The sequence below is a fragment of the Pseudoalteromonas sp. NBT06-2 genome (assembly GCF_002276045.1).
Taxonomy (GTDB): domain Bacteria; phylum Pseudomonadota; class Gammaproteobacteria; order Enterobacterales; family Alteromonadaceae; genus Pseudoalteromonas.
In genome coordinates, this window is sequence record NZ_NQMR01000002.1 from 1 (window position 1) to 22,020 (window position 22,020).

Genomic DNA, 22,020 nt, shown 5'->3' on the forward strand with positions numbered 1-22,020 from the left:
CCCCAGTCGGTGTTATCCCAGCTTTTGGTTCTTTGAGTATTTGTGACATTATCGTAAAGCGATAATGTCATTAACTCTTAAAACCCGGTCGCTTGCGGTCGAGATTTTTATCACTGTGAATGTCTGATAAACTAACATGATTATTATCTACACCATGTTTAAATGCAATTTTCTAATAATATAACTAGTAAAACTGGTGCAATTTCGTATGATTGTGCTTCATCAGCTTTTATAAGTGTGAGTGCATATAAGTTATTTAAGTTATTTAAGTTATTTAAGTTATTTAAGGTATTAAATAGGAAATGTGGGTTTATCTGCTGTTGTAATAACTTTAATTCTGTTTGAATTTGTTGTTTCGAAATTTCGAGTATTTTTGCACCGTGCTTTTGTCGCTCAAAAGCTAAAATTATTGGGTAGATGGTATGAGTGTTGATATAGTATCCGGAACTTGGTTTATTGGTAGTGATAAAATCAGGTAAGAATATACCGGTGTTAATACAATAAAATAACTGTGCAAAATATAATCGCGCCCTGATCTGCCATTACCTTACATATGAATACGTATGCAGTGTATTGATAGTTTTCTTTGCTTAACTTATCTTCATTATTAATGATGTTACCAACATGTAAACAAAGGAATGTCTCTAACACAACATCTCAACCTAGCATTTTATTTTTTAATAAAATTCACTTACTAACAGAGATAACAACTATGAAATGTAAGCATTTTTGGCATAAATCTACATTGCTTTTGTTAAATATAACCAAAGCATTAAAAGTGATAACCATATTTACTTTGGGCGTAACTTTATCAACATTCACCTATGCTGATGTTATTCTTCATGCATTTAACTGGAAATATTCTGAAGTAACAAAAAAAGCACAAGAAATTTCAGATCTTGGCTATAAAAAAGTCTTAGTATCACCAGCTTATAAATCTACAGGAAGTGAATGGTGGGCAAGATATCAACCTCAAGATTTAAGATTAATAGACAGTCCTTTAGGAAATACCCTCGATTTCAAAGAGATGATTGATACTTTAAAAAGTAAAAACATTGAAGTTTATGCTGACATTGTTTTAAATCATATGGCTAATGAATCTTATATACGTAATGATCTTAACTATCCTGGACAAGCAATTTTAAATGATTACAGTAAAAATATAGACCATGTTAACACGCTAAAACTATTCGGTGATTTAACTGAGAACTATCTAAGTTCAAATGATTTCCATCCAGCAGGATGCATTACAAATTGGGGGGATGCGGGCCATGTTCAATATTGGCGCTTATGTGGTGGTGATGGCGATACAGGTCTTCCCGATTTAGATCCAAATAACTGGGTAGTAGAACAACAGAAATCTTATCTTAAAGCATTAAAAAATATGGGCGTGACAGGTTTTAGAGTTGATGCAGCAAAACACATGAGTAATTATCATATCAACTCTGTATTTAATGATGAAATAAAAAAAGACATGCATATTTTTGGTGAGATTATTACATCAGGTGGCTCAGGTAATGGTAGCTTTGATAATTTTTTAGCGCCGTATTTAAATGATACAGATCATGGAGCATATGATTTTCCATTATTTTCTTCACTTAGAAGTGCACTAGGATATGGAGGTTCAATGAATCAACTTGTAAACCCAGGAGCGTATGGTCAGGCGTTACCCTCTTCAAAAGCAATTACATTTTCAATCACACATGATATACCAACGAATGTAGGTTTTAGATATCAAATCATGGATCCTGTTGATGAAAAACTTGCTAATGCGTATATTTTAGGCCGAGATGGTGGTGTGCCTATGATTTATTCTGATCATAATGAAAGCAATGACAATAAAAGGTGGCAAGACTACTATAAACGCAATGATATTACAGCTATGGTAAAGTTTCACAATCAATTAAAAAATCATACTATGCAAGTTATTGCATTTAGTGATTGTATTCTGCTATTTAAACGAGACCATGCCGGTATAGTTGGCATAAACAAATGTAATAACGATCAAGATGTTTGGGTCGATACCGCTACGCATAACCTTTACTGGTATAGAAATTACCGAGATGTACTTAATACATCCGACGTGCAATATGTTAAAACACAATGGCATAAATTTACGATTCCATCAAGAAACGCAAAAATGTGGTTAATGGAGTAATAAATTGAAATGGGACATATATTTGAGTCACAATTTAATAATTATTAGATTGTTTTTAAATTTATGCCCCATTAAGGCTATAAAGCTTTATACAGTTTATAAAAGTGTTGTAGCCGTTATTAATTTGTCGATTAATTCAGGATTAGTTAACTTACCAGTTTCTACATCAAAATTATCATAGAAACTTGGGATCGATATACTTGCTTTTACATTCGCTGCAAAATAAGGCGCGGATCCTGAAGCTGTTGTTAATACACTATTCGCACCGCCTGGGCCCGGTGAAGTTGCTAACATTAACATTGACTTACTTTGAAAAACTTTCATATCAATACGAGAAGTCCAGTCAAATAAATTTTTATATGCAGCTGTGTATGAACCATTGTGTTCAGCAAAAGAAATTATAATAGCATCTGCTTCGCCTAGTTTTTTATAAAATGCTTGTGCCTGCTCGGGTTGACCAAGTTTTTTTTCACGATCTTCACTAAAAATTGGCATTTCATAGTCATTAATATCTAAAATTTCTACTTCTGCATTTTCAACTAAGTTTGCTGCATAAGTCGCTAATTGTTTGTTGATTGAGTTTTTACTATTGCTTGCTGCGAATGCTAATACTTTCATGATATACCCCTATTTTTATTTAACTGCTAAACCCCTTCAAAAATATGATGGCTTAGCTGCGTTTCGATGGGTAAACTATATATTCATTCCAAATAAAGATTAATAACCCAAATGTAAAAGGATTATTTCCAAATGGCAGTTAATACGAAGTTGTTTGATGGTATTGTGATCTTCAACCAAGTTGTCAGTACAGGCGGCTTTTCGGCTGCAGCCCTTGCAACAGGCCATTCAACTTCTTATATTAGTAAAGAAATCAATAAACTAGAATCGAGATTAGGAATAAGATTATTAAATAGAACAACACGCTCTATTAGTTTAACGCCTGAGGGCAAAGAATTTAATGATCAATGCCAACAAATGATAATAGATGCCCAGCAAGCACAAGGCATACTTAATCAAAGTCATTTATTGCCTAAAGGCACTTTAAAAATAAGCAGCCCTTTAGCTTTTGGTTCTAATTATCTTAAGCCCATTCTTGTTGACTATATAGCTCAATACCCTGAAGTTACGTTAGAATTAGATTTTAGTGATCGTCATGTAGATGTAATACAGGATGGTTTTGATTTAGTTATAAGAGCAACAACAGCACTAGAAGACTCAAGCTTAATCTGTAAAAAGTTAAAGTCTTTTAAGGGATATACGGTTGCATCTCCAGGTTATATAAAAAAATATGGTAAACCCAAGACACCACAAGACTTAGTGAATCATCCTTGTATGTGTTATTCAAATCACAAAAACCCAACTCGTTGGACTTATATAACTCTTGATGGCGAGACAATTCAAGTCAATGTGCCGCAAAGAATATTATCTAATAATGCCGAAATGCAATTAGCCATGGTTTTAGCTGGTCATGGTATTTGCCGGTTACCAGAGTTTTATATGGACAAAGAACTTCAAACCGATAAATTAGAAATCATATTTGATGATTATGAAATTCAAACTATCGACGTATATGTTTTATATCCAAGTCGAAAACATTTATCACCAAAAGTAAGGTGCTTTATTGAATTATTAACTGAAAAAATCTGTGAATAATTCAATAAATACTCATATTTAATAAATAATTTATTATTTTTAATGTTTTTATGAACTTTATAATATTTTAAGACTCTTATTATACGAGTTAGATGATTTCCCCTAGAGTAATATTCGCGCGTTTTATTAAACGCGCTTTTTTTTGCCTAATATTAAGCCGCCTACCTAAAATTAAAAAAACCTATAACCTAAAGCTATATACTGACAAAGCTTTAACATTGTTCTTTTTTTCACTGCTAATTTATCTTGGATTTATCGAATAAGTGACCCAATAGTTTCTTCAGATATATTTCTGGTTAAAAATCTATTTTATTTTTTACTCACTTATCAAGTTTCACTTTTATTTATATTTATTGAAATACTGACAGCGATCATCGCACAGAAATTTATCAGCTTTACAACTTTGAAAATTGATGATCACATTTTAAGTCAAAAACTAGAGATAAACCATGACTAGAAAGCAAAGAATAATTCAAACAGCCATCAAAGAAAATGTAATCAATAATAATTTAACCGCTATCGGGATCATGGATTTCAATCGTTTGGATAAAACAGTGGCAGATGTTTATGCTTCGTTTCCAGAAAATTTTACCCATACATTTGCTGTTAAAGCCAATGCCTTAGTTGAAGTATTAAAATCACTTAGAGAGTCAGGTATGGGTGCTGAGGTTGCAAGCCCAGGTGAATTATTAATTGCTTTGAATGCTGGGTACGAAGTTGAGAATATAATTTTTGATTCGCCAGCAAAAACAATAGACGATTTAAAAACGTGCATTAAAAATGGCATTTCTTTAAACATTGATAATTTACAAGAGCTTAAGCGTATTGATGAGTTAATGATACAATACCCTAATACTAAATCTATTATTGGTTTTCGTGTAAACCCACAAATAGGGAGTGGTAAAATAAGTTCAACAAGTACCGCAACTGCCACTTCAAAATTTGGTTACGCATTAAATGATGGTAATAATAAACAAGCACTCATCGAAATTTATAAACAACGTCCTTGGCTAAAAAGCATTCATACACATACTGGTTCTCAAGGCTGTGAATTAGAGCTTATGGCACAAGGTGTCGCTGTTATTACGGAATTAGCGGAAGAAATTAATGATGTCATTGGCTTACAACAAATTATCAGGCTTGATATCGGTGGAGGGCTACCTGTTAATTTTGCATCAGAAGAAATATCTCCAACATTCAAACTATATGCTGATATTTTACAAAAAGTAGTGCCTCTACTATTTACTGGCAAGTACCAAATTAAAACAGAATTTGGTCGTGCAATCGCTGCAAAAAATGGTGTGATTGTTACGCGAGTTGAATATACAAAAACCTCAGGAAACCGCCATATAGCAACCACTCATGCGGGTGCACAAATTCTAACGCGTACTGCTTTTTTACCTAAGTCATGGCCGCTTCGTGTAACAGGTTATATGCCAACGGGAGAAGAGCGCACATCTCATATTTCACCATTGGTTGCAACTGATGTTGCAGGACCTTGTTGTTTCGCTGGTGATCTTATCTGTAAAAACGAAAACTTACCAAAACTAGAGCAGAATGATTATGTGATGGTTCATGATACAGGTGGATATTATTTCAGTAACCATTTTGACTACAACAGTCTACCTAGAGTGGCAGTATTTTCCATAACTGGTGAAGATGATGATTTAACCATTAAATGCATTCGTCAATCTGATTCATTAGAACAAGTGCTCAATAAAATGTAATTACATGACAAAAATTACGGTTTGTAAGTATTAAATACAAAGGCACCGTATTATTAAAGATTGACCAATCCTATAAACAAGAAAAGGATAAATTATCCAATGGATCTCGAAGTTGGCATAATAGAAACATTATTAGTCGCATTAGTGATTTTATTTGCGGGTTACTTTTGTAACAGCAAAGTTGCTTTTTTACGCAATAACAATATACCAGAGCCTGTTGTTGGCGGTATTATATTCTCGCTCCTCGCAGCCATAGCACATAGTTTCTTTAATTTTCACTTACAATTTGATATGAGTTTTAAAGCACCTTTAATGACCATATTTTTCACGACTGTTGGTTTAGGTGCTAGTTTTAAATTACTAATCAAAGGCGGCCCGAAAGTCGTTTTATTTTTATTTGTAGCCACATTTTATTTAATGATTCAAAACGCCCTTGGTGTTTCTTTAGCTATGGCTTCAGGTATTGAACCTTTAATGGGCTTAATTGGCGGATCTGTTACATTATCTGGTGGCCATGGTAATGGCGCTACTTATGCTGATTTATTTATTACTGAATATGGTATGCCTTCAAGCTTTTTCGAATTGGCAATGGCAGCTGCAACGCTAGGTTTAGTATTAGGTGGTTTAGTTGGTGGTCCGGTTAGTAAACGATTAATAATTAAATACAATTTAAGAGCTGATGAATATCATGAAGAACTTGATGATACCGTTACTTTTAATCCTGAAGATCATGACTTAGTAACGCCTAAATCTATGATGGAAACATTATTTATCATTCTGCTTTGTATGGTATTAGGTCAGTTAGGCTATGTGGCATTAAAAGAAACAGGCGTTGTATTACCTTCATTTTTAATTCCATTGTTATTTGGGGTTATTGCTACAAACCTATGTGAATTCTCCAAAGTATATAGTATCAGTCGTGCTTGTATTGATTTATGGGGCACTATGGCGTTATCACTATTTTTAGCTATGGCATTAATGTCACTTAAAGTATGGGAATTGGTTAACTTAGCTGGCCCTATGGTATTTATTATTTTTGCTCAAACCATTATTTTAATGCTCTTTGCTTATTTTGTTACTTTTAGAGTTATGGGTAAAAACTATAACGCAGCAATTATGGCTGGTGGCCATTGTGGTTTTGGTTTAGGTGCAACTCCTACTGCAGTAGCTAACATGGAAGCATTAGTGGCGCGCCACGGGCCTTCACCACAAGCATTTTTAGTTGTGCCTTTAGTCGGTGCATTTTTCATCGATATCACTAATGCGTTAGTTATTCAGTTTTATTTAAGTCTCCCCTTTGTAACTCCCTAAGCGATACTCTTAGCCAAGACTGCAATATGTCTTGGTTTGTTATCTCATATAGCTCCCTAATTAACAGTACCCATAACCTAAACGAATAATCCCCCTAATTTTAATTATTAGTATACCTATTTTTGTTGTGTTTTTATTAAACACTACAGTCAAATAGGAGATAAAAATGATAATAAAAAACCTTACAATCCATTCTTGTAGTTTCTTTATGCTTTCAATGCTTGTGAACCCTGCTTATGCCGAATCTGAAAATTTAATAAACTTTGCTAAAGGCACTATTCCAATTATTATTACTGCACCACATGGCGGTAGTGAACAACCAATAGGAGTTGAACCAAGAGTTGGCACTGATATGACTGGCAATACTGTTGAGCGCTTCAATATTGTTAAAGATAGTTGGACTAAAGATATAGCAGAAGATATTCAAGCTAAATATATTGAAAAATACGGTGGTATCCCTTACATAGTCACAGCAAAATTTCATCGAAAATACATAGACGCTAACCGCCCTGAACATCAAGCTTTTGAAACTGAAGCCGCGCGTCCTCATTATGAAAACTATCAAAATAAAATAACTGAATATATTGAAGATATTAAACAAAATTTTGGTCAAGGTATATTGTTAGATATTCATGGGCAAGCACAAAAACCCAGTGAGATTATTCGTGGTACCCGCAATGGTATTTCAGTTGAAAATTTAATTGCAACACATGGATGGAATGCCGTCGTTGGTAATTATGGTTTTTTTGGATTACTTGAAGAGCAAGGTTTTAATGTTGAACCAAGTAATCAACAAATACCAACAATTACTACCCCTGCGCCTGAAGGAAGTTTGAGTGGTGGTACAACCGTAAAATTTAACGGTAGTCATAATATATTAGGCCTTGATGCGATACAATTTGAAATTGGCAGTGATATTCGTTTTTCTGAGAGTTTACGTAATAGTTTTACCGATAATATGTCAGATAATATTAATACTTTTATGTCTTATTATTACTGTGAGAGCCATATTGAAAATTTTCCATGTTCGCCGAAAACAGTCATTATTGATGATGACTATAAAGGCTATTTAGAATCTAACGAATGGAAATCATCAAGTGCAATAGATAACTATCCGCAACAAGGCTTGAGTAAATCACGTTATACAAATCAACAAGGTGAAACTGTAAGTTGGCAAACTACCGCAACACAAACTGGGAAATACCATGTTTATGCTTGGTGGACTAATTTAAAAGCAAGTGGTTCATCATATAGTCGTGATGGCTCAGCCGATTATTATATTCAGGCCGGTAATAATAAAACCTTAATTACCAGAGATCAAAATAGTTTCGCTGGTCAATGGGTTTTATTAGATACCATCAATGCCGAACAGGGTAAAACAATTAAAGTCAGTTTAACCCGCAAACACGATGGAGATGAAGGCTCTGCAACTGTTGCAGATGCTATGGCTTTTGTCTGGGCTGGGATTTAATTTACGTTTGTTAGTAACAATTAAAGTCTATACCCGTGATCAATGAAGATCCTTGATTTATACAATAATGAGGATCATGGTATCTCTCATGAAAAATACTAAACTAACTACCGAGCAAAAAATAAACCTTGAAGCCCTACACGATGCAAGTCGTGATGGTCGTGTTCGAGCTAGTATTAAGGCCGTTTTATTTCGTTCAGAAGGTTGGTCAGCGTCGATGATTTCTCTGGTATTGTAACTTCATGAAACGACTATCGTTAGACATATTGATGATTATGTTAGTAAAAATAAGTTAGCCCCTGAAAATGGTGACTCACAACCTTATTAGAGTGAAAAACAAACAGATTAAGTTATTGCTCACCTCATGCAAAAACTTATTGTTCTTCTTATGATATTATTAAATATATTTGGCAAACCTATGAAATTCGCTTTTCTATTTCAGGTCTAAATAAATGGCTACATCAACATAATGTTAGTTATACCATATATGGTATAAGTTGCGGTTGGATAAAAAAAGGGCATGATAAAGAGATTGAAACCACTTGTAGTAGATCTTGTTGGTGCGATTGCTCGGAATAATTTATCTGCAGCGCAAGTTAAGTATTATGAAAAAGTGAATAATGAGACTATTCACCATTTTTTCACAGAATTACGAGTTCATAATGGCAGTAATAATAGAATTCATTTGATTTTAGATGGCACTGGTTATCACCGAGCACAGGTTGTTAAAGATAAAGCAAATGCACCCTTTGGTTATATCGCCTAAATAACAGGCTAAGTAATATGAAACGAAGTGGAACGCAGCCAATTGTTACCTATCCTTGTTTATTTTCTTGATAATTATTGAACAGTCTCTACTGACATCGCAACCTTTTCAATACCATGAGATGGTGTCCATCTATTACATTCAACAAAACCATACTTTTTGTATAAATTTATTGCTGGTAAATTTTTAACAGCGGTTTCTACAACAGCTACTGAAAATTTAACTTTATTTAGAGCAAAACTTATTAATTTACCTGCAATACCTTTTCTAAAATAGTGAGGGTCAACGGTTAAACTATTAATGTTTAGATGCTGTGCTTCTATCGCAACCTCTATAATTGCAGCGATGCGTTCATTCTCAATAAAACCATAAAACTGTGTTCTTGAGTTTGTTATATCTTTAACATTTCTTAATAGTGGGGGAAAATTAACAGAGCCTATTAATTGTGCTTCAATTTTATATGAACGTTGAAAAACAGTAAAAATCTGATTTGCCATTTCTTCATTTGAATTATCAAGTTTGATGATCATACTTCGCCTAGACTCAAAATGTACATTGCTCTCTAACAAGCCTGTAAAATTATTCGTTTTTATTATTGTTAATCGAAATACTCTACCGTCATTAATTTATTTTAACAATTAAATTGAGGTGTTAAATTTTAATTTACACCACAAACTTGAAAAACATATTTTGCTAAATCGATATCAATAGTTCTACACTTTATGATGGATGATCCGAAATTAACTGAGTTTCACTTCTAGTTTGGCACATAGGCACCGTTTTGGGAGTGTTCATCTCATCAGGCATAAACCCCCATTAGTTATCACTTAAAATAAAGTAAGGATAATCATTATCATTAGCGATATACTCCTTATCGTGTATAATAGTAGGCCATTAATTTAAAAATAAAATTTGCTTGACAACTTATAGACTAGGACTCATAAATGACTGATAATAGACCAAAAAATTTAGATTTAAGCACAATGGCACTGCCAATAATGGGAGTTGCTTCCATACTTCATAGGATCAGTGCCGTCGTTATTTGGGTAGGAATGGCTTTTTTATTACCAGCTTTATATTTTTCATTAAAATCTCCTGAAGGTTTTAATGAAATCAAAACCTTACTGACAGAAAACTTTTTCGGCCAATTTTTCATCTGGGGTTTCCTCACTGCATTAGGTTATTACATTATGGGTAGCCTTAAACATATCATTCAAGAATTTGGTTATTTTGAAACTTTATCAGGCGGACGTGCAATTTCCCAAGTAGCCATTGGAGCAGGAGTGTTACTCAGCTTATTGACTGGCTTTTGGATTTGGGGTTAAAAGAATGAAAAGAAATGGCATATATGAATGGATATTCCAACGTTTTAGTACAATATTAATCACTGTATATAGCATCGTTTATATAAGTTTATTTTTATCTATTGAAACATATGATTATGCGACTTGGACAACAATGCATAGTGTAATTTGGTTTAAAGTTTATTCGACCATAACACTTATTATTATTATGGCAAATTCGCTTCTAGCAGGCTGGCAAATTGGCACTGATTACACACAAAAAGTACCTTTATTGGGTTTTAGCACTCTATTTCACAGTTTTTATACTCTGGTAACCATAGGGCTTTTAGCCTTTGGTTTATATATCTTATGGCTGCTATAGCATCAAGATCTTCAAGTATAACCCCTAATCTTTTTTAATACTTTAAAAAAGGCCTAAAACGTTAGGCCTTTTTTAGAAATCAAAGTCAGGGAAATATGTATCAGTCCAATCTGAATTTTTGCATCGATATTCTGGCTCTGTTACCAAGGAATTAGGATCGTCAACTACTCCCGGATGATAAACGCTTGTTCCAAACCCTTCTGGATGATAAACACTTATAACAACGGGTACATAACCCACTTTTTGTTCTTCTTTTGGGCTTACTAATCATATTTCCATAATTTATAAAAATAGGTTTATTTGGATTAACAACAGACTTCTCATTAACTTTTTTATGTAGAGCTTCTATATGGGATTGAAGTATTTTTAAATATTGCTCTGTGTAAACCTCTGGGTGATTTTGTTGTGCTGTTTTCATTGCACATTATCTTCTTAGTGACAGACTCTTTAACTTCCATCGCATATTCAATGATATAATCTCTATCACCATCAGTAAGCTTCTCTTCAAGGTTTCTTAGTTTACCTTCGACTGTCCTATTCAGAAAATCATTAAGCTTATTTGAAAATTCCTTGTATTCAGAATCAAGCTCTATTTCTTTTTCATGTTCTTCAATAAGCTCTCGAAGCTTTATATTTTCTTTATGAACGATAGGTGTTGAAGGTAAATGAATATGTGTTGTTTTATTAATATCTCTTGCAGCAACATCTCCGCCAGCTTCAATATTTCTTTGGTCAACTTTATTAGAATTGCTTGAATCAAAAACTGACACTAATTGCCCCTTTTATCTCGACCAACAACGTCGCCACCAGCAGTGATGTTTTTTTGATTAGTTTTGTTTATTGAGCCTTGAGACTTCATAAAACCAAATATGATTAAAAGCACTGTTACTCCAACACCAGAGAATACCCAAGTTACCCACTCATTATTCTCTATAAACTGCTTTACAACTTCCATATTTATCTCTTTTATTCATTTTTTAGTAACTTATCATTTTTAAGTTACTAGCCAAAGAGTTTCGTTCTATATTATTGATTAAACTCAAGTTTGAATAAATGGATGTTTTAAACACTCCTACATACATGTCTACACTTTATAAATACTTAATTTAGCTACAACTCAAATATTCAAGAAATAAGTAGATACAACTTTTCAGTAACAAGACTAAGCAGGTCAGTACCCCTCTCACTCTCCAAAACCCTAAAGAACAAGAATCTCGTTTTGAAAGAATATTGCCACCCCTCTGTAAAAAGCTTGATCTAAATCAATAATAGTTTAAACTTTCAGAAAATACTGAAACTTCAGAAACTAAAATATTATGATAATGACAGCTAAAATAGAATCGTTTGTAATGCACTGTGGTGAAATGGGCAGCCGTTGGGGTTTTAACCGAACAGTTGGCCAAATGTATGGTTTATTAATTATTAATGAAGAAGCACTTAGTGCAGTGCAAATATCTGAAGCACTTAATATCTCTCGCGGTAATGTCAGCATGGGCATTAAGGAATTACAGTCTTGGCGTTTAGTGCAAGTTCAGCATAAACCAAAAGATCGTAAAGAATATTACTCACCAGCGGGCTCTATTTGGGAAATGGCAACACGCGTATTTGAAGAACGTCGAAAGCGTGAAGTTGACCCTACCCTGTCATTATTACGAGATAATTTATTAGATGAACCAGGCAATCAGCAGGAGCAATTTGCCCAAGATAAAATGCATGAGATTCATGATTTGCTTGAAACGATAACCAACTGGGCGAGTGAACTGCAAAATATGAGCCCAGCTAAGCTCAATACTTTAATGAAACTTGGAGCGGGTGTGAGCAAAGTCATCGATATGAAAGACAAATTTCTTAAAAATGGTTAAGCCTTTTTATTAATCAAGATTAATTTAATTTTATAAAAAAATCGTCACTTTAAAACTTAAAGCCAATTAGCACATGTGTCGTGCTTAATCTGGTTTATGGAGTAAGTTATGTTAGAAACCTTAATGCTTTCACGCATACAGTTTGCAGCTAATATTAGTTTTCATATCCTGTTTCCTACAATTACCATCGCGTTAAGTTGGTTTTTGTTTTACTTCAAATTGCGTTTTGACCAAACCGCCGATCCAGTTTGGATGCGTGCGTATCGTTTTTGGGTCAAAATATTTGCTCTTACATTTGCAATAGGTGTTGTTACGGGTATTACCATGTCATTTCAATTTGGTACTAATTGGCCCAAGTTTATGGAAACCGTCGGTAATATTGCAGGCCCTTTATTAGGATATGAAGTTTTAACCGCTTTCTTTTTAGAGGCTGGATTTTTAGGCATTATGCTATTTGGTATTAATCGAGTATCGGCTCGAGTACATACCCTATCAACCTTAATTGTGGCTATAGGTACCAGCTTATCTGCATTTTGGATATTAGCGCTAAATTCTTGGATGCAAACACCACAAGGTCATGAAATGCGTGATGGTGTAGCATTCCCTGTAGATTGGTTTGCGATTATTTTTAATCCTTCATTTCCTTATAGATTAATGCATATGGTTATTGCATCTGGTTTAACCGCTACATTTTTAGTAGCAGGCATTAGTGCATATCGCTTATTAAAAGGCGATGATAAACAAGCCCCAAAATTGACTTTGAAAATTGCTTTAACTGTTGCTGTATTACTGACACCGCTACAAGTATTTGTAGGTGATATGCATGGCTTAAATACCTTAGAGCATCAACCACAAAAAATTGCCGCAATGGAAGGTGTTTGGCACACTGAAAAAGGTGCACCATTATTATTATTTGCAATACCTGATGAAAAACAAAAAACAAATCACTTTGAAGTTGCAATCCCTAATATGGCCAGCTTTATTTTAACTCATGACTTAAATGGTGAAATAAAAGGCTTAAACGAATTTGAAGGCAATCACCCGCCTGTCGCACCCGTATTTTTTGCTTTTAGAATTATGGTCGGTCTTGGTATGTTAATGCTGGTAATTGCTTGGTTTAGTCGCTTTGAATTATGGCGTAAAAACCAGTTACCATCTTGGCTGTTAAGAGCTTTAGTATTTATGAGTTTCTCTGGTTGGGTAGCAACATTGGCGGGTTGGTATGTAACCGAAATTGGTCGTCAACCTTGGTTAGTCACAGGTATATTAACGATTAAAGATGCCGCAACGGATATCGCGCCTGAAAACGTAGGTTTAACGCTTATTATGTATTTAGTTTTATATGCAGTACTAATGGTATCTTATTTACACACAGTCTTCACTATGGCAGGTCGTGCCGTTGAAATTGAAGAAATAAACGATGATGAAAAAGTAAAACCTGTAGTTCATTTTCATACTGTCGTTAAGGGGTAAATTATGTTTGAAGCAAATACATTGGCAGTCATTTTTGTCTCTTTAATGGCTTTATCCATTTTACTTTATGCCATTTTAGATGGTTTTGATTTAGGTATCGGCATTTTACTACCGCTAGATCAAAAAGATGACTCAGATACCATGATAGCGTCAATCGGTCCGTTTTGGGATGCTAACGAAACTTGGTTAGTATTAGCGATTGGGCTTTTACTGATTGCGTTTCCAGCAGCGCATAGTTACATATTCAAAGAGCTGTATTTACCTACCGCCGTATTATTAATTAGCTTAGTGCTGCGCGGTGTCGCTTTTGATTTTAGAGCTAAAGCAGCATTCAGCCATAAACCTACATGGAACAAAGTGTTTAAAGTAGGTTCTTTATTCGCTGCTTTAAGCCAAGGTTATATGCTAGGTATGTATGTCATGGGTTTTGAAACTACCTTGGCTGCTTATAGTTTTAGTTTGCTTAGTGCATTTGGTGTGGCAGCTGCTTATAGCTATATAGGCGCATGTTGGTTAATCATGAAAGCTGAAGGTGACTTACAAATTCAAGCAATTAACTGGGCTAAGAAATCGGGTTTAATTTGTTTTTTGGGTGTGGTAGCAGTATCACTGGTGAACCCTTTAATAAACCCAGACGTTTATGCTAAATGGTTCTCTTGGCCTAATACATTATTCATTTTACCACTCCCTTTAATCTGTTTTGCTTTATTTATATTTAGTTATGTACAGTTAAAGCAATTACCTAAAGTAAATGATAAAGGCTGTTGGCGCCCATTTACTGCAGCAGTAGTGATATTTGCTTTATGTTTTTTTGGTTTGGCGTTTAGTTTCTTCCCTTATATTGTGCCAAATAAATTAACTATTTGGCAAACCGCAGCTGCACCTGAGTCGTTAAGCTTTTTATTGTGGGGCACTATGATAGTAGTACCTGTAATATTTAGTTACACAGCATTTTCTTACCGCGTATTTTGGGGGAAAGTGCAAGAATTAAGGTATCACTAGCTTTATATATTAAGTACTTTATAGCACTAAAAATACAGAAATTAGCATGATATTAAGTTACATATAATCATATTCTTACCGCGTATTTTGGGAGAAAGTTCAAGAATTAAGGTATCACTATAAAATTATTATTCATAGTTACAACCCAACCCTAAAAAGCCAGTTAACTACTGGCTTTTTTATTGTGGTTATAAAAGTAAATTTTTTATAAAATAGCGCTCTAACATGAAACCAATAGGTAAAATATGAAAACAGCATTTATTACTGGTGGCGCAACAGGCATTGGCGCTGCAACAATCAAAAAATATATAAATAAGGGCTATAACGTTGGTTTTTTAGATAATAATAGTGACGAATCTGCCGCTTTATTGACTGAATTCGGTGCTAAGTTGTTTTTCTTTCAAGGTGATGTGCGTAAAAGTGATGATCAAATAGCAGCTATTAATGGCACGATTGAAAAATTTGGCTCAATTGATGCCGTATTTGCAAATGCAGGTATTCATCAATCTAATTCTATTTTAACCGCTTCTGATGAAGATATTGATAAAATAATTGATATCAACATTAAAGGGGTGATTATTACAGTGCGTGAAACCAGTAAACAAATGGTTACTTCAGGTGGCGGTAATATCGTTATTATGGCTTCAGATCAAGCACTAATAGGTAAACGAAATAGCTTTAGCTATGGAATGACTAAAGGTGCATTAGGCCAAATAACGAAGAGTTTAGCACTTGATTTAGCCCAATATCACATTAGAGTAAATGCCGTTTGCCCAGCAACCATAAAAACACCACTTGCTGAACAAGCGATGCAGCGTTGGGCTGATACTGATTTAGAGGGCGATATTGATAAAGCATGGGAAATGGAAGCACAAGCACACCCTATTGGCCGAGTTGGTTTAAGTGAAGATGTCGCAAACCTAGTTTATTTTCTAAATTCTGATGAAGCGAGCTTTATTACAGGTAGCCTGCATAGTGTAGATGGTGGACTAACCGCTGAGTAATTAGCGTTATTCAAAATCCTCGAATTATTTAAACATTGCTCACTTAATTAATAAGTTAAATCCGTTGAGATTTAACTTATTTTATACGCGTTCAAGGTTGAAGTAAGTGCTGTTGTAACCTTGATTTATTCTGCTAAATTAAAGCGAATTTAAAAAACTCAACAAAGCACTCTTATCTGAGGTAGAAAGGTTTTGATAAGCGATACGTGAATTATCACCTTCACCGCCATGCCATAAAATGGCCTCTTCAATAGTGCGCGCTCGTCCATCATGTAAATAACTCGCATCAGATGTACATACTTCATCACCCTGATGGCCCGTCGGGTTTGTAACGCCACCTGTAACACACGCCGACAAACCTAAACCCCAAAGTGGTGCTGTACGCCATTCTGCACCAGTTGCTTCGCCCTCTGCTAAATTATCAGCTAAACCAACTCCCATATCATGTAATAATAAATCAGTAAATGGACGAATAGTTTGGTTACGTAGTTCAGAAAACAGGGCAAATTCACTGGTTTTCATATTATCTCGATGACAGCTTTCACAACCAATTTCATTAAATTTCGCTTCTCCTAAAATAACATTTTCATCTTCAAGATCACGTTGAGCACGAACACCCAATAAAGCAATATATTTAACCAGATTATCTAAATTTTCATCAGATAGTTCACTTCCTGATGTATTACCACAGGTTGTTTGTTCTGAACCACAATCAGGTAAAGGTTTAACTGAAGTCATCACGCCCATATCAGTATTTAACGCGCCTGCAACTTGATGTTTAATACTTGAAGCCCCAGCCTTATAACCAAAGCGGCCTAAGCGTGTTTCGCCTGTTACAGGATCAGTTGATAATTGCACCTTACCTGAAATACCATCACCATTTTCATCATTGACATCTTCACGTTCAAGTATCGTGGTTTCGCTGATCGCTTCAAGTAAACCTAAACCAACCAATTGAGGTGCTAAACGTGCGGAAAAAAAAGCTGGAGATCCTTTAGAAAAGGCATAATTTGGTGATCGTAAACCATTATTTTCAGTCCACGATGCAATTGAAACAGATCCTTCACCTAATGCGGGGTCGATGCCAATATTGTTAGGCTGTAAAACGGAACCTATTTGCGTATCAGCTAGGCCATTTTCACCCGCCACTTTAAATACCCATTTATCAAGTGGCAAACCGATATCAGCTACAGGTGCTCGACCATTTCTCTCATGGCAACCTGAACACGAGGTATTAATATAATGAGTCCCTACTTTGCCTTTTAATGCATCAAATACACCATTTTTAGTACTTTCATCATGTTGACCTGTTTTAAAATCAGTATGATGAACACGTCGACCTTGTACAAATGGTTGGCCATTAATATTCGATAAATTCGTCGCCATTTGCATAAAGTGGTTATCAGGCTCTGCAGTGTAATTGTATGGCAAAGTTGTATTGCCACCTAACCAGCCATTAGTTGCAATTGGGTAAGAGTCTTCTCGCTTAGATGAAGCGTCGGAAAAATCACCTACCGTCTTCCAAGGAACAAGGCCTTGCCCAATAATATATAGATAAGTTGTACCGTAGTAGTTATTTCGACCTTCTGGCACTGCATCTAAGAATTGGCTAACTTCAAACTCCATACGCTGGCCAATCGATAACGGAAGTTCACCATCTGACGCTGACCAATTTAATGGTCGATAATCCTCAATAATAACCCGATAACGATATTGTTCGCCAACATCACTGATTTTGTTAAAATTGTCATCATAACGACCATTATCTAATTCAACAACATTACCGCCACCAAAATAGTTACCGTGATATTCGGCAACAGTACCTAAACCACGGTACCAAGCTCTAAATTCTCTTGCACCTAATTTCCACTCACTAATAAAGGTAATTTCTATTGTTGAGCCACCTTTTGCTACATAATCGACAAGTTCAAACTGCGCTGTTCTATGTTTCCAGTAATGTGAGAGATAATGATCATAAACTTGAAATTGATCTTCTTTGGCGTGGCGATCACGACCACGATCAGCAAAGCGTGTTACTAAAGCATCTCCACGATCAAATGATATTGCTTGTTCTAACAAAGTATTCGCACTAAACAATGGCACAATATTATTTGTACCGTAGTCAACGGTCCACCAAACATTACCGATGCCATTACCCTTTGTTTCCCCTTCAGTCTCATCATTAACAAAAAAGTATAATGGGCGATCATTAAAGGTTGCTTGTAATGTGCCATCATTACGGATAACAGAACCTAAACCACCAACGCCTGTTGCAATACCATCATTTATCAAAACAGGAGGCCAATTTATCGCACAATCATCGTGACAATTACTGCCATTTGAGGCTAAATCGCTATCAAAAACATATAAACTGTGGCCCGGATTAATAGAGTCTGCTCCCCCCACTAATATTCCGTTTGCAGATGATATCTCTATCGCATCAGTAGATACTTCACAACCAACCGCATTAACAATTGTGCCCAGTAGAGTATTAGGACATTGGTCTTGTGTATCAGGTACGCCATCACCGTCAGTGTCAACTGTATCTATAGGACAGCCAACAGCATCTACTATCGTACCATTTACTGTATCAGCACATTCATCAATATCATCATTAACGCCATCATTATCTGAGTCACCAATAATCACTTGATCAAAAATATAAGTAGCCCAAGCTGAGTTTTTAACTGACCCTCCATCATCTTGATAGGTATAATAGTATTCAATTACATCACCTGTAACTAAACCAGACAGTGTTTTGATATTACCATCACCGGTTTGTGTCATGCGAAAGTTCTGCTGTCCAGCACCATTTAATACATAGTGAACATCAGCCCAACCATTTACGTTTACAAAAAAGTTAATGCTCTGTACTGAAATGACAGTGATACCCAATTTTTCTGTCATAACAGCACAACCAGTTGCATCAACAACAGTGCCAACAGGTGTATCTAAACATTGATCAATATCGTCATTTACACCATCGTTGTCATTATCAATTACAACTGGACAGCCATTTTCATCTACAACTGTACCTACAGGTGTATTTTCGCAGTGGTCTAAACTATCTACTACGCCATCACTGTCGCTGTCCGTATCATTTTGACCATTAAAAGTATAACTTTCCCAATCAGATCTTTTTACAGAACCATCGTCATCTTGATAAGTAAATGAATACGCAATAATATCGCCAGAAGCTAAACCTGACAAAGTCTTTACATTGTTTGAACCATTATGAGTCATGCGAAAATTTTGTTGTCCAGCATCATTCAAAATATAATGAACATCAGCCCAACCATTTATGTTTACAAAAAACGAAATGCTGGAATTCGAATTCGCTATTAGACCTAATTTATCAGTTACCAAAACTTCACAACCTGTGGCATCAACAGTTGCACCCTCAGTTGTACCTAAGCATTGATCAACATCATCAAGCACACCATCATTATCAGCATCTATGGGCGTGGTATCCGCTAGCTCAAAATTGATCCAGTTGATATTAAAGTTACCACTATTGGCAGTAATCCGGATGCGATGATCACCTGAAGTTAAAACCACATTGCCCAAGTAATGAGTTTGAAAAGTTTGCCATTCACCTGTAGCCACATTATCACTATCAATAACCTGCTCATCGATTGATAAGGTATAACTACCATGTGTTTGTGACGCAACACGTGTGCTCAATTCATAAGTTCCCGCACCTAGCTCTAGTATATAATCAAGGGTCTCAGAACTTTCAATCCAACCGACATTGAATCCGCCATTTGTATCAGAAGTTATTTCAATATCAACCGCATCATTACGATACTGACCACCTATATTATTGAGTGTTGTATCAAAAAAGTCAGAATAGTCTTCCGCTTGAACCAACCGGCTTTGCGCTATAATTACCGGGCAACCAGTTGCATCAACAACTGTGTTTAGTGGTGTTTCGGGACATAAATCATTATCATCTATCACCCCGTCATTATCTGTATCGGCATCCACAATAATTTCACAGCCATTTGCATCAACAATAGCACCTATAGGCGTATCTGGGCAGTTATCTAAATTATCATCAACGCCATCACCATCTGAATCCGTAATGATTACATCACCGCCACCATTCCAAACAATATCATCAATCGCCATTTGAAATGGCCCTGTAGGTAACTGGCCATCAATACTAGCAATATAAAACATGCCTTCTAATGATTGTAATGCAACTAAATCACCACGAATATCTGCCGCTGGAATTGTTGCAGTTGCCCATTCACCATCACGTTCCAAACCATAAGTATTTGTATTGGCAGGAAATTCAACCCAATTTTGATTGGTGTAAGTATCGGCTATCCCTATTTTAAACGAGACATTAGCAGGTATTTTTATTTTAAAAGATAGCTCTCCATTTTCACTGAAATTACTTAAATCACGAACCTGCCGTGTTTGAATCCCACCACCAAACCATTCATTTGATGACGTGTAATGCCATGCAATTACATTATCGCCTTCAACTGAGTCGATATTACCCTCGGAAACTGAGTTTTGATTCCAAACATAAATATCAGAACTCTGTCCCGCTTCAAGTTTATTATTGGTAGGTGTGTTATCAGTAAATATGCCAAAAACCCCTGCTTCTGCAACTGTTTGGTTACCAATAAATACTTCACCTTGACCATCAAGTTCATATACTCGTACATAGTCAACATACATTTTGGCTGGTTTGACTGCCGTAACTTGATCATTATTAGCAGCATCAGTGAAGTTTCCACCAACAGCTAAATTAAGCAATAAGTAAAAAGGGGCATTAAATTCACTCGATTCTTCTGAAATACTAAAAGGCGCATCGTACATATCATATTCAACACCATCATCTTCAACAGTGAAGCGAATAGAAGTATCGGTCCAATATGTGCGATAAATCACAAAACGATTAGTTAAGGGTGAGTTCGAAACATGTGCATTATCATTTTGCCAAGCTGTACTGGCTGCACAGCTTGGATTACCAGTGCTACAAGCTGCATCAGTATAAAAAATTAAATTAGAGCCAACATAGCTATTGATATCAGCACCAGGAAAACCGGCATCAGCACGAGCAGATGCTTTATGGCCCATCTCCATCATATCGATTTCACCCTTTGCAGGCCAAGATTGTGTAGTTGTACCTAACATCCAAGCTGCTGGCCATAAACCAATACCAACATCAGGTACTTGCATACGCACTTCTATCATGCCATATTTCACTGCAACTTTATTACTACTTTCGACTTTACCAGACGTAAAAGCATAGCCGTTACTGGCTTCATCACGCGCTTCTAATACAAGCGCCTTATTACCGGGTTCGCCCGGAACTTCTGCAATATAGGTATTATTTTTTCCATACCATTGTAACTCTTGATTGCCCCAACCACATAAGCCTTGATCACAACCATCACCCACATCTACATGCCAAGATTCCGGGTTTAAACTATTAAAATTATCTTCCCAGAGTAGATTACCTACAGCAGCATTTACTTGTGTGATTGAACACAAGGTAATACTAACAAGTCCTCCTAAAAAAGCTGTTTTTTTCATCTTACTTTACCTCAAAATTAGATTAAAAATGACAGCCATTCTAATCTACCAAAGATTTTTGCTTATTCAAGCTACATTTTAAAGCTCATCAATCAAAAATACTCCTTAAAATTACTAAATTTCAAAGGGTATTAAGAGTTTTATTAAAAACTTATATTAAGTCTGGGATTTATCGATTTGTGGTCACAACTATGCCTACCTTTTCAGCATCATAGTTATTACTTGCTAGAAAGGGTATTTAGGCCAGTAGCTTTTCACAGTGACTAAAACTGGTTCGTCGCTTTATCTCTAAGTGCTCACAATAGCCAGAGAGTGCATTCGGTCGCCCTACAGCACCTTTGAATACTTTGGTAAATTGCGTGGTGAGTGTGAGCC

General features: G+C 35.5%; 21 protein-coding genes and 1 pseudogene. 14 read left to right on the forward strand and 8 right to left on the reverse strand.

Features of this window, described 5'->3' with window-relative positions; translation table 11 throughout:
- Positions 1-158 precede the first annotated feature (158 nt).
- Complete coding sequence (locus CJF42_RS29180) at positions 159-536, reverse strand: histidine kinase (RefSeq protein WP_170940418.1); 378 nt, start codon at positions 534-536, stop codon at positions 159-161.
- Between the two features lie 176 nt (positions 537-712).
- Between CJF42_RS29180 and CJF42_RS00465 the strand changes: the two genes are divergently transcribed.
- Positions 713-2,158, forward strand: coding sequence for an alpha-amylase family protein (locus tag CJF42_RS00465; RefSeq protein ID WP_095364785.1), 1,446 nt, complete (start codon positions 713-715; stop codon positions 2,156-2,158).
- Between the two features lie 96 nt (positions 2,159-2,254).
- On the opposite strand, the gene CJF42_RS00470 is transcribed toward CJF42_RS00465, so the two are convergent.
- Complete coding sequence (locus CJF42_RS00470; protein WP_095364786.1) at positions 2,255-2,776, reverse strand: NADPH-dependent FMN reductase; 522 nt, start codon at positions 2,774-2,776, stop codon at positions 2,255-2,257.
- A gap of 132 nt (positions 2,777-2,908) precedes the next feature.
- Here CJF42_RS00470 and CJF42_RS00475 point away from each other — a divergent pair, with 132 nt between their 5' ends.
- The 7 genes from CJF42_RS00475 to CJF42_RS00495 all read left to right on the forward strand — a co-directional run bounded on the left by CJF42_RS00475 (position 2,909) and on the right by CJF42_RS00495 (position 9,086).
- Complete coding sequence (locus tag CJF42_RS00475) at positions 2,909-3,811, forward strand: LysR family transcriptional regulator (protein ID WP_095364787.1); 903 nt, start codon at positions 2,909-2,911, stop codon at positions 3,809-3,811.
- Positions 3,812-4,260: 449 nt separating this feature from the next.
- A complete protein-coding gene (locus tag CJF42_RS00480; RefSeq protein ID WP_095364788.1) occupies positions 4,261-5,538 on the forward strand; it encodes a type III PLP-dependent enzyme domain-containing protein in 1,278 nt (425 codons plus the stop codon).
- Between the two features lie 99 nt (positions 5,539-5,637).
- Entirely contained in the window at positions 5,638-6,849 is a 1,212-nt protein-coding gene (gene gltS / locus CJF42_RS00485) for a sodium/glutamate symporter (protein WP_095364789.1), read from the forward strand.
- A gap of 166 nt (positions 6,850-7,015) precedes the next feature.
- The gene (locus CJF42_RS00490; protein WP_095364790.1) at positions 7,016-8,320 is read left to right on the forward strand and encodes a golvesin C-terminal-like domain-containing protein; all 1,305 of its coding nucleotides are present in this window, start codon (positions 7,016-7,018) and stop codon (positions 8,318-8,320) included.
- Positions 8,321-8,408: 88 nt separating this feature from the next.
- Positions 8,409-8,558, forward strand: a complete 150-nt coding sequence (locus tag CJF42_RS27075; RefSeq protein ID WP_170940414.1) for a hypothetical protein — start codon at positions 8,409-8,411, stop codon at positions 8,556-8,558.
- 155 nt (positions 8,559-8,713) lie between these two features.
- Positions 8,714-8,899, forward strand: coding sequence for a helix-turn-helix domain-containing protein (locus CJF42_RS29185; protein ID WP_353651664.1), 186 nt, complete (start codon positions 8,714-8,716; stop codon positions 8,897-8,899).
- A complete protein-coding gene (locus CJF42_RS00495; RefSeq protein ID WP_095364791.1) occupies positions 8,841-9,086 on the forward strand; it encodes a transposase in 246 nt (81 codons plus the stop codon). The genes CJF42_RS29185 and CJF42_RS00495 overlap by 59 nt, the downstream gene beginning before the upstream one ends.
- A gap of 74 nt (positions 9,087-9,160) precedes the next feature.
- Here CJF42_RS00495 and CJF42_RS00500 read toward each other — a convergent pair whose 3' ends face one another.
- Positions 9,161-9,616: a GNAT family N-acetyltransferase gene (locus tag CJF42_RS00500; protein WP_095364792.1), complete on the reverse strand. Its 456-nt coding sequence runs from the start codon at positions 9,614-9,616 to the stop codon at positions 9,161-9,163.
- Positions 9,617-10,030: 414 nt separating this feature from the next.
- On the opposite strand from CJF42_RS00500, the gene sdhC reads away from it, so the two are divergent.
- Both sdhC and sdhD read left to right on the forward strand, forming a co-directional pair.
- Positions 10,031-10,411 carry a succinate dehydrogenase, cytochrome b556 subunit gene (sdhC, locus tag CJF42_RS00505; protein ID WP_095364793.1) on the forward strand — a complete coding sequence of 127 codons (381 nt, stop codon included), beginning with the start codon at positions 10,031-10,033 and terminating at the stop codon, positions 10,409-10,411.
- 4 nt (positions 10,412-10,415) lie between these two features.
- Positions 10,416-10,751: a succinate dehydrogenase, hydrophobic membrane anchor protein gene (sdhD, locus tag CJF42_RS00510; protein ID WP_095364794.1), complete on the forward strand. Its 336-nt coding sequence runs from the start codon at positions 10,416-10,418 to the stop codon at positions 10,749-10,751.
- Between the two features lie 72 nt (positions 10,752-10,823).
- Here the strand turns inward: sdhD and CJF42_RS27080 are convergent, their stop codons facing one another.
- From CJF42_RS27080 to CJF42_RS00520, 3 genes are all read right to left on the reverse strand, one after another.
- A complete protein-coding gene (locus CJF42_RS27080) occupies positions 10,824-10,991 on the reverse strand; it encodes a hypothetical protein (protein ID WP_170940415.1) in 168 nt (55 codons plus the stop codon).
- Positions 10,992-11,083: 92 nt separating this feature from the next.
- Positions 11,084-11,521, reverse strand: a complete 438-nt coding sequence (locus CJF42_RS00515; protein WP_095364795.1) for a hypothetical protein — start codon at positions 11,519-11,521, stop codon at positions 11,084-11,086.
- The gene (locus CJF42_RS00520; protein ID WP_095364796.1) at positions 11,521-11,706 is read right to left on the reverse strand and encodes a hypothetical protein; all 186 of its coding nucleotides are present in this window, start codon (positions 11,704-11,706) and stop codon (positions 11,521-11,523) included. Before CJF42_RS00520 ends, CJF42_RS00515 begins: the two co-directional genes overlap by 1 nt.
- 361 nt (positions 11,707-12,067) lie before the next feature.
- On the opposite strand from CJF42_RS00520, the gene CJF42_RS00525 reads away from it, so the two are divergent.
- The 4 genes from CJF42_RS00525 (at position 12,068) to CJF42_RS00540 (ending at position 16,092) form a co-directional block, all read left to right on the forward strand.
- The gene (locus CJF42_RS00525) at positions 12,068-12,613 is read left to right on the forward strand and encodes a GbsR/MarR family transcriptional regulator (RefSeq protein WP_095364797.1); all 546 of its coding nucleotides are present in this window, start codon (positions 12,068-12,070) and stop codon (positions 12,611-12,613) included.
- 108 nt (positions 12,614-12,721) lie between these two features.
- Entirely contained in the window at positions 12,722-14,086 is a 1,365-nt protein-coding gene (locus tag CJF42_RS00530; RefSeq protein WP_095364798.1) for a cytochrome ubiquinol oxidase subunit I, read from the forward strand.
- 3 nt (positions 14,087-14,089) lie between these two features.
- On the forward strand, positions 14,090-15,088 hold the full coding sequence (locus tag CJF42_RS00535; protein ID WP_170940416.1) for a cytochrome d ubiquinol oxidase subunit II: 999 nt from the start codon (positions 14,090-14,092) through the stop codon (positions 15,086-15,088).
- A 245-nt stretch (positions 15,089-15,333) separates the two neighbouring features.
- Complete coding sequence (locus tag CJF42_RS00540; protein WP_095364800.1) at positions 15,334-16,092, forward strand: SDR family NAD(P)-dependent oxidoreductase; 759 nt, start codon at positions 15,334-15,336, stop codon at positions 16,090-16,092.
- 138 nt (positions 16,093-16,230) lie between these two features.
- Here the strand turns inward: CJF42_RS00540 and CJF42_RS28035 are convergent, their stop codons facing one another.
- Complete coding sequence (locus tag CJF42_RS28035) at positions 16,231-21,645, reverse strand: di-heme oxidoredictase family protein (protein ID WP_170940417.1); 5,415 nt, start codon at positions 21,643-21,645, stop codon at positions 16,231-16,233.
- A 238-nt stretch (positions 21,646-21,883) separates the two neighbouring features.
- A pseudogene (locus CJF42_RS28315) lies at positions 21,884-22,020 on the reverse strand (transposase); the annotation flags it as partial.

Coding starts and splice junctions, on each gene's coding strand:
- CJF42_RS00465 (WP_095364785.1), top strand. CDS start 713: ATGAAATGTAAGCATTTTTGGCATAAATCTACATTGCTTTTGTTAAAT.
- CJF42_RS00470 (WP_095364786.1), bottom strand. CDS start 2,776: ATGAAAGTATTAGCATTCGCAGCAAGCAATAGTAAAAACTCAATCAAC.
- CJF42_RS00475 (WP_095364787.1), top strand. CDS start 2,909: ATGGCAGTTAATACGAAGTTGTTTGATGGTATTGTGATCTTCAACCAA.
- CJF42_RS00480 (WP_095364788.1), top strand. CDS start 4,261: ATGACTAGAAAGCAAAGAATAATTCAAACAGCCATCAAAGAAAATGTA.
- gltS (WP_095364789.1), top strand. CDS start 5,638: ATGGATCTCGAAGTTGGCATAATAGAAACATTATTAGTCGCATTAGTG.
- CJF42_RS00490 (WP_095364790.1), top strand. CDS start 7,016: ATGATAATAAAAAACCTTACAATCCATTCTTGTAGTTTCTTTATGCTT.
- CJF42_RS27075 (WP_170940414.1), top strand. CDS start 8,409: ATGAAAAATACTAAACTAACTACCGAGCAAAAAATAAACCTTGAAGCC.
- CJF42_RS00495 (WP_095364791.1), top strand. CDS start 8,841: ATGATAAAGAGATTGAAACCACTTGTAGTAGATCTTGTTGGTGCGATT.
- CJF42_RS00500 (WP_095364792.1), bottom strand. CDS start 9,616: ATGATCATCAAACTTGATAATTCAAATGAAGAAATGGCAAATCAGATT.
- sdhC (WP_095364793.1), top strand. CDS start 10,031: ATGACTGATAATAGACCAAAAAATTTAGATTTAAGCACAATGGCACTG.
- sdhD (WP_095364794.1), top strand. CDS start 10,416: ATGAAAAGAAATGGCATATATGAATGGATATTCCAACGTTTTAGTACA.
- CJF42_RS00520 (WP_095364796.1), bottom strand. CDS start 11,706: ATGGAAGTTGTAAAGCAGTTTATAGAGAATAATGAGTGGGTAACTTGG.
- CJF42_RS00525 (WP_095364797.1), top strand. CDS start 12,068: ATGATAATGACAGCTAAAATAGAATCGTTTGTAATGCACTGTGGTGAA.
- CJF42_RS00530 (WP_095364798.1), top strand. CDS start 12,722: ATGTTAGAAACCTTAATGCTTTCACGCATACAGTTTGCAGCTAATATT.
- CJF42_RS00535 (WP_170940416.1), top strand. CDS start 14,090: ATGTTTGAAGCAAATACATTGGCAGTCATTTTTGTCTCTTTAATGGCT.
- CJF42_RS00540 (WP_095364800.1), top strand. CDS start 15,334: ATGAAAACAGCATTTATTACTGGTGGCGCAACAGGCATTGGCGCTGCA.
- CJF42_RS28035 (WP_170940417.1), bottom strand. CDS start 21,645: ATGAAAAAAACAGCTTTTTTAGGAGGACTTGTTAGTATTACCTTGTGT.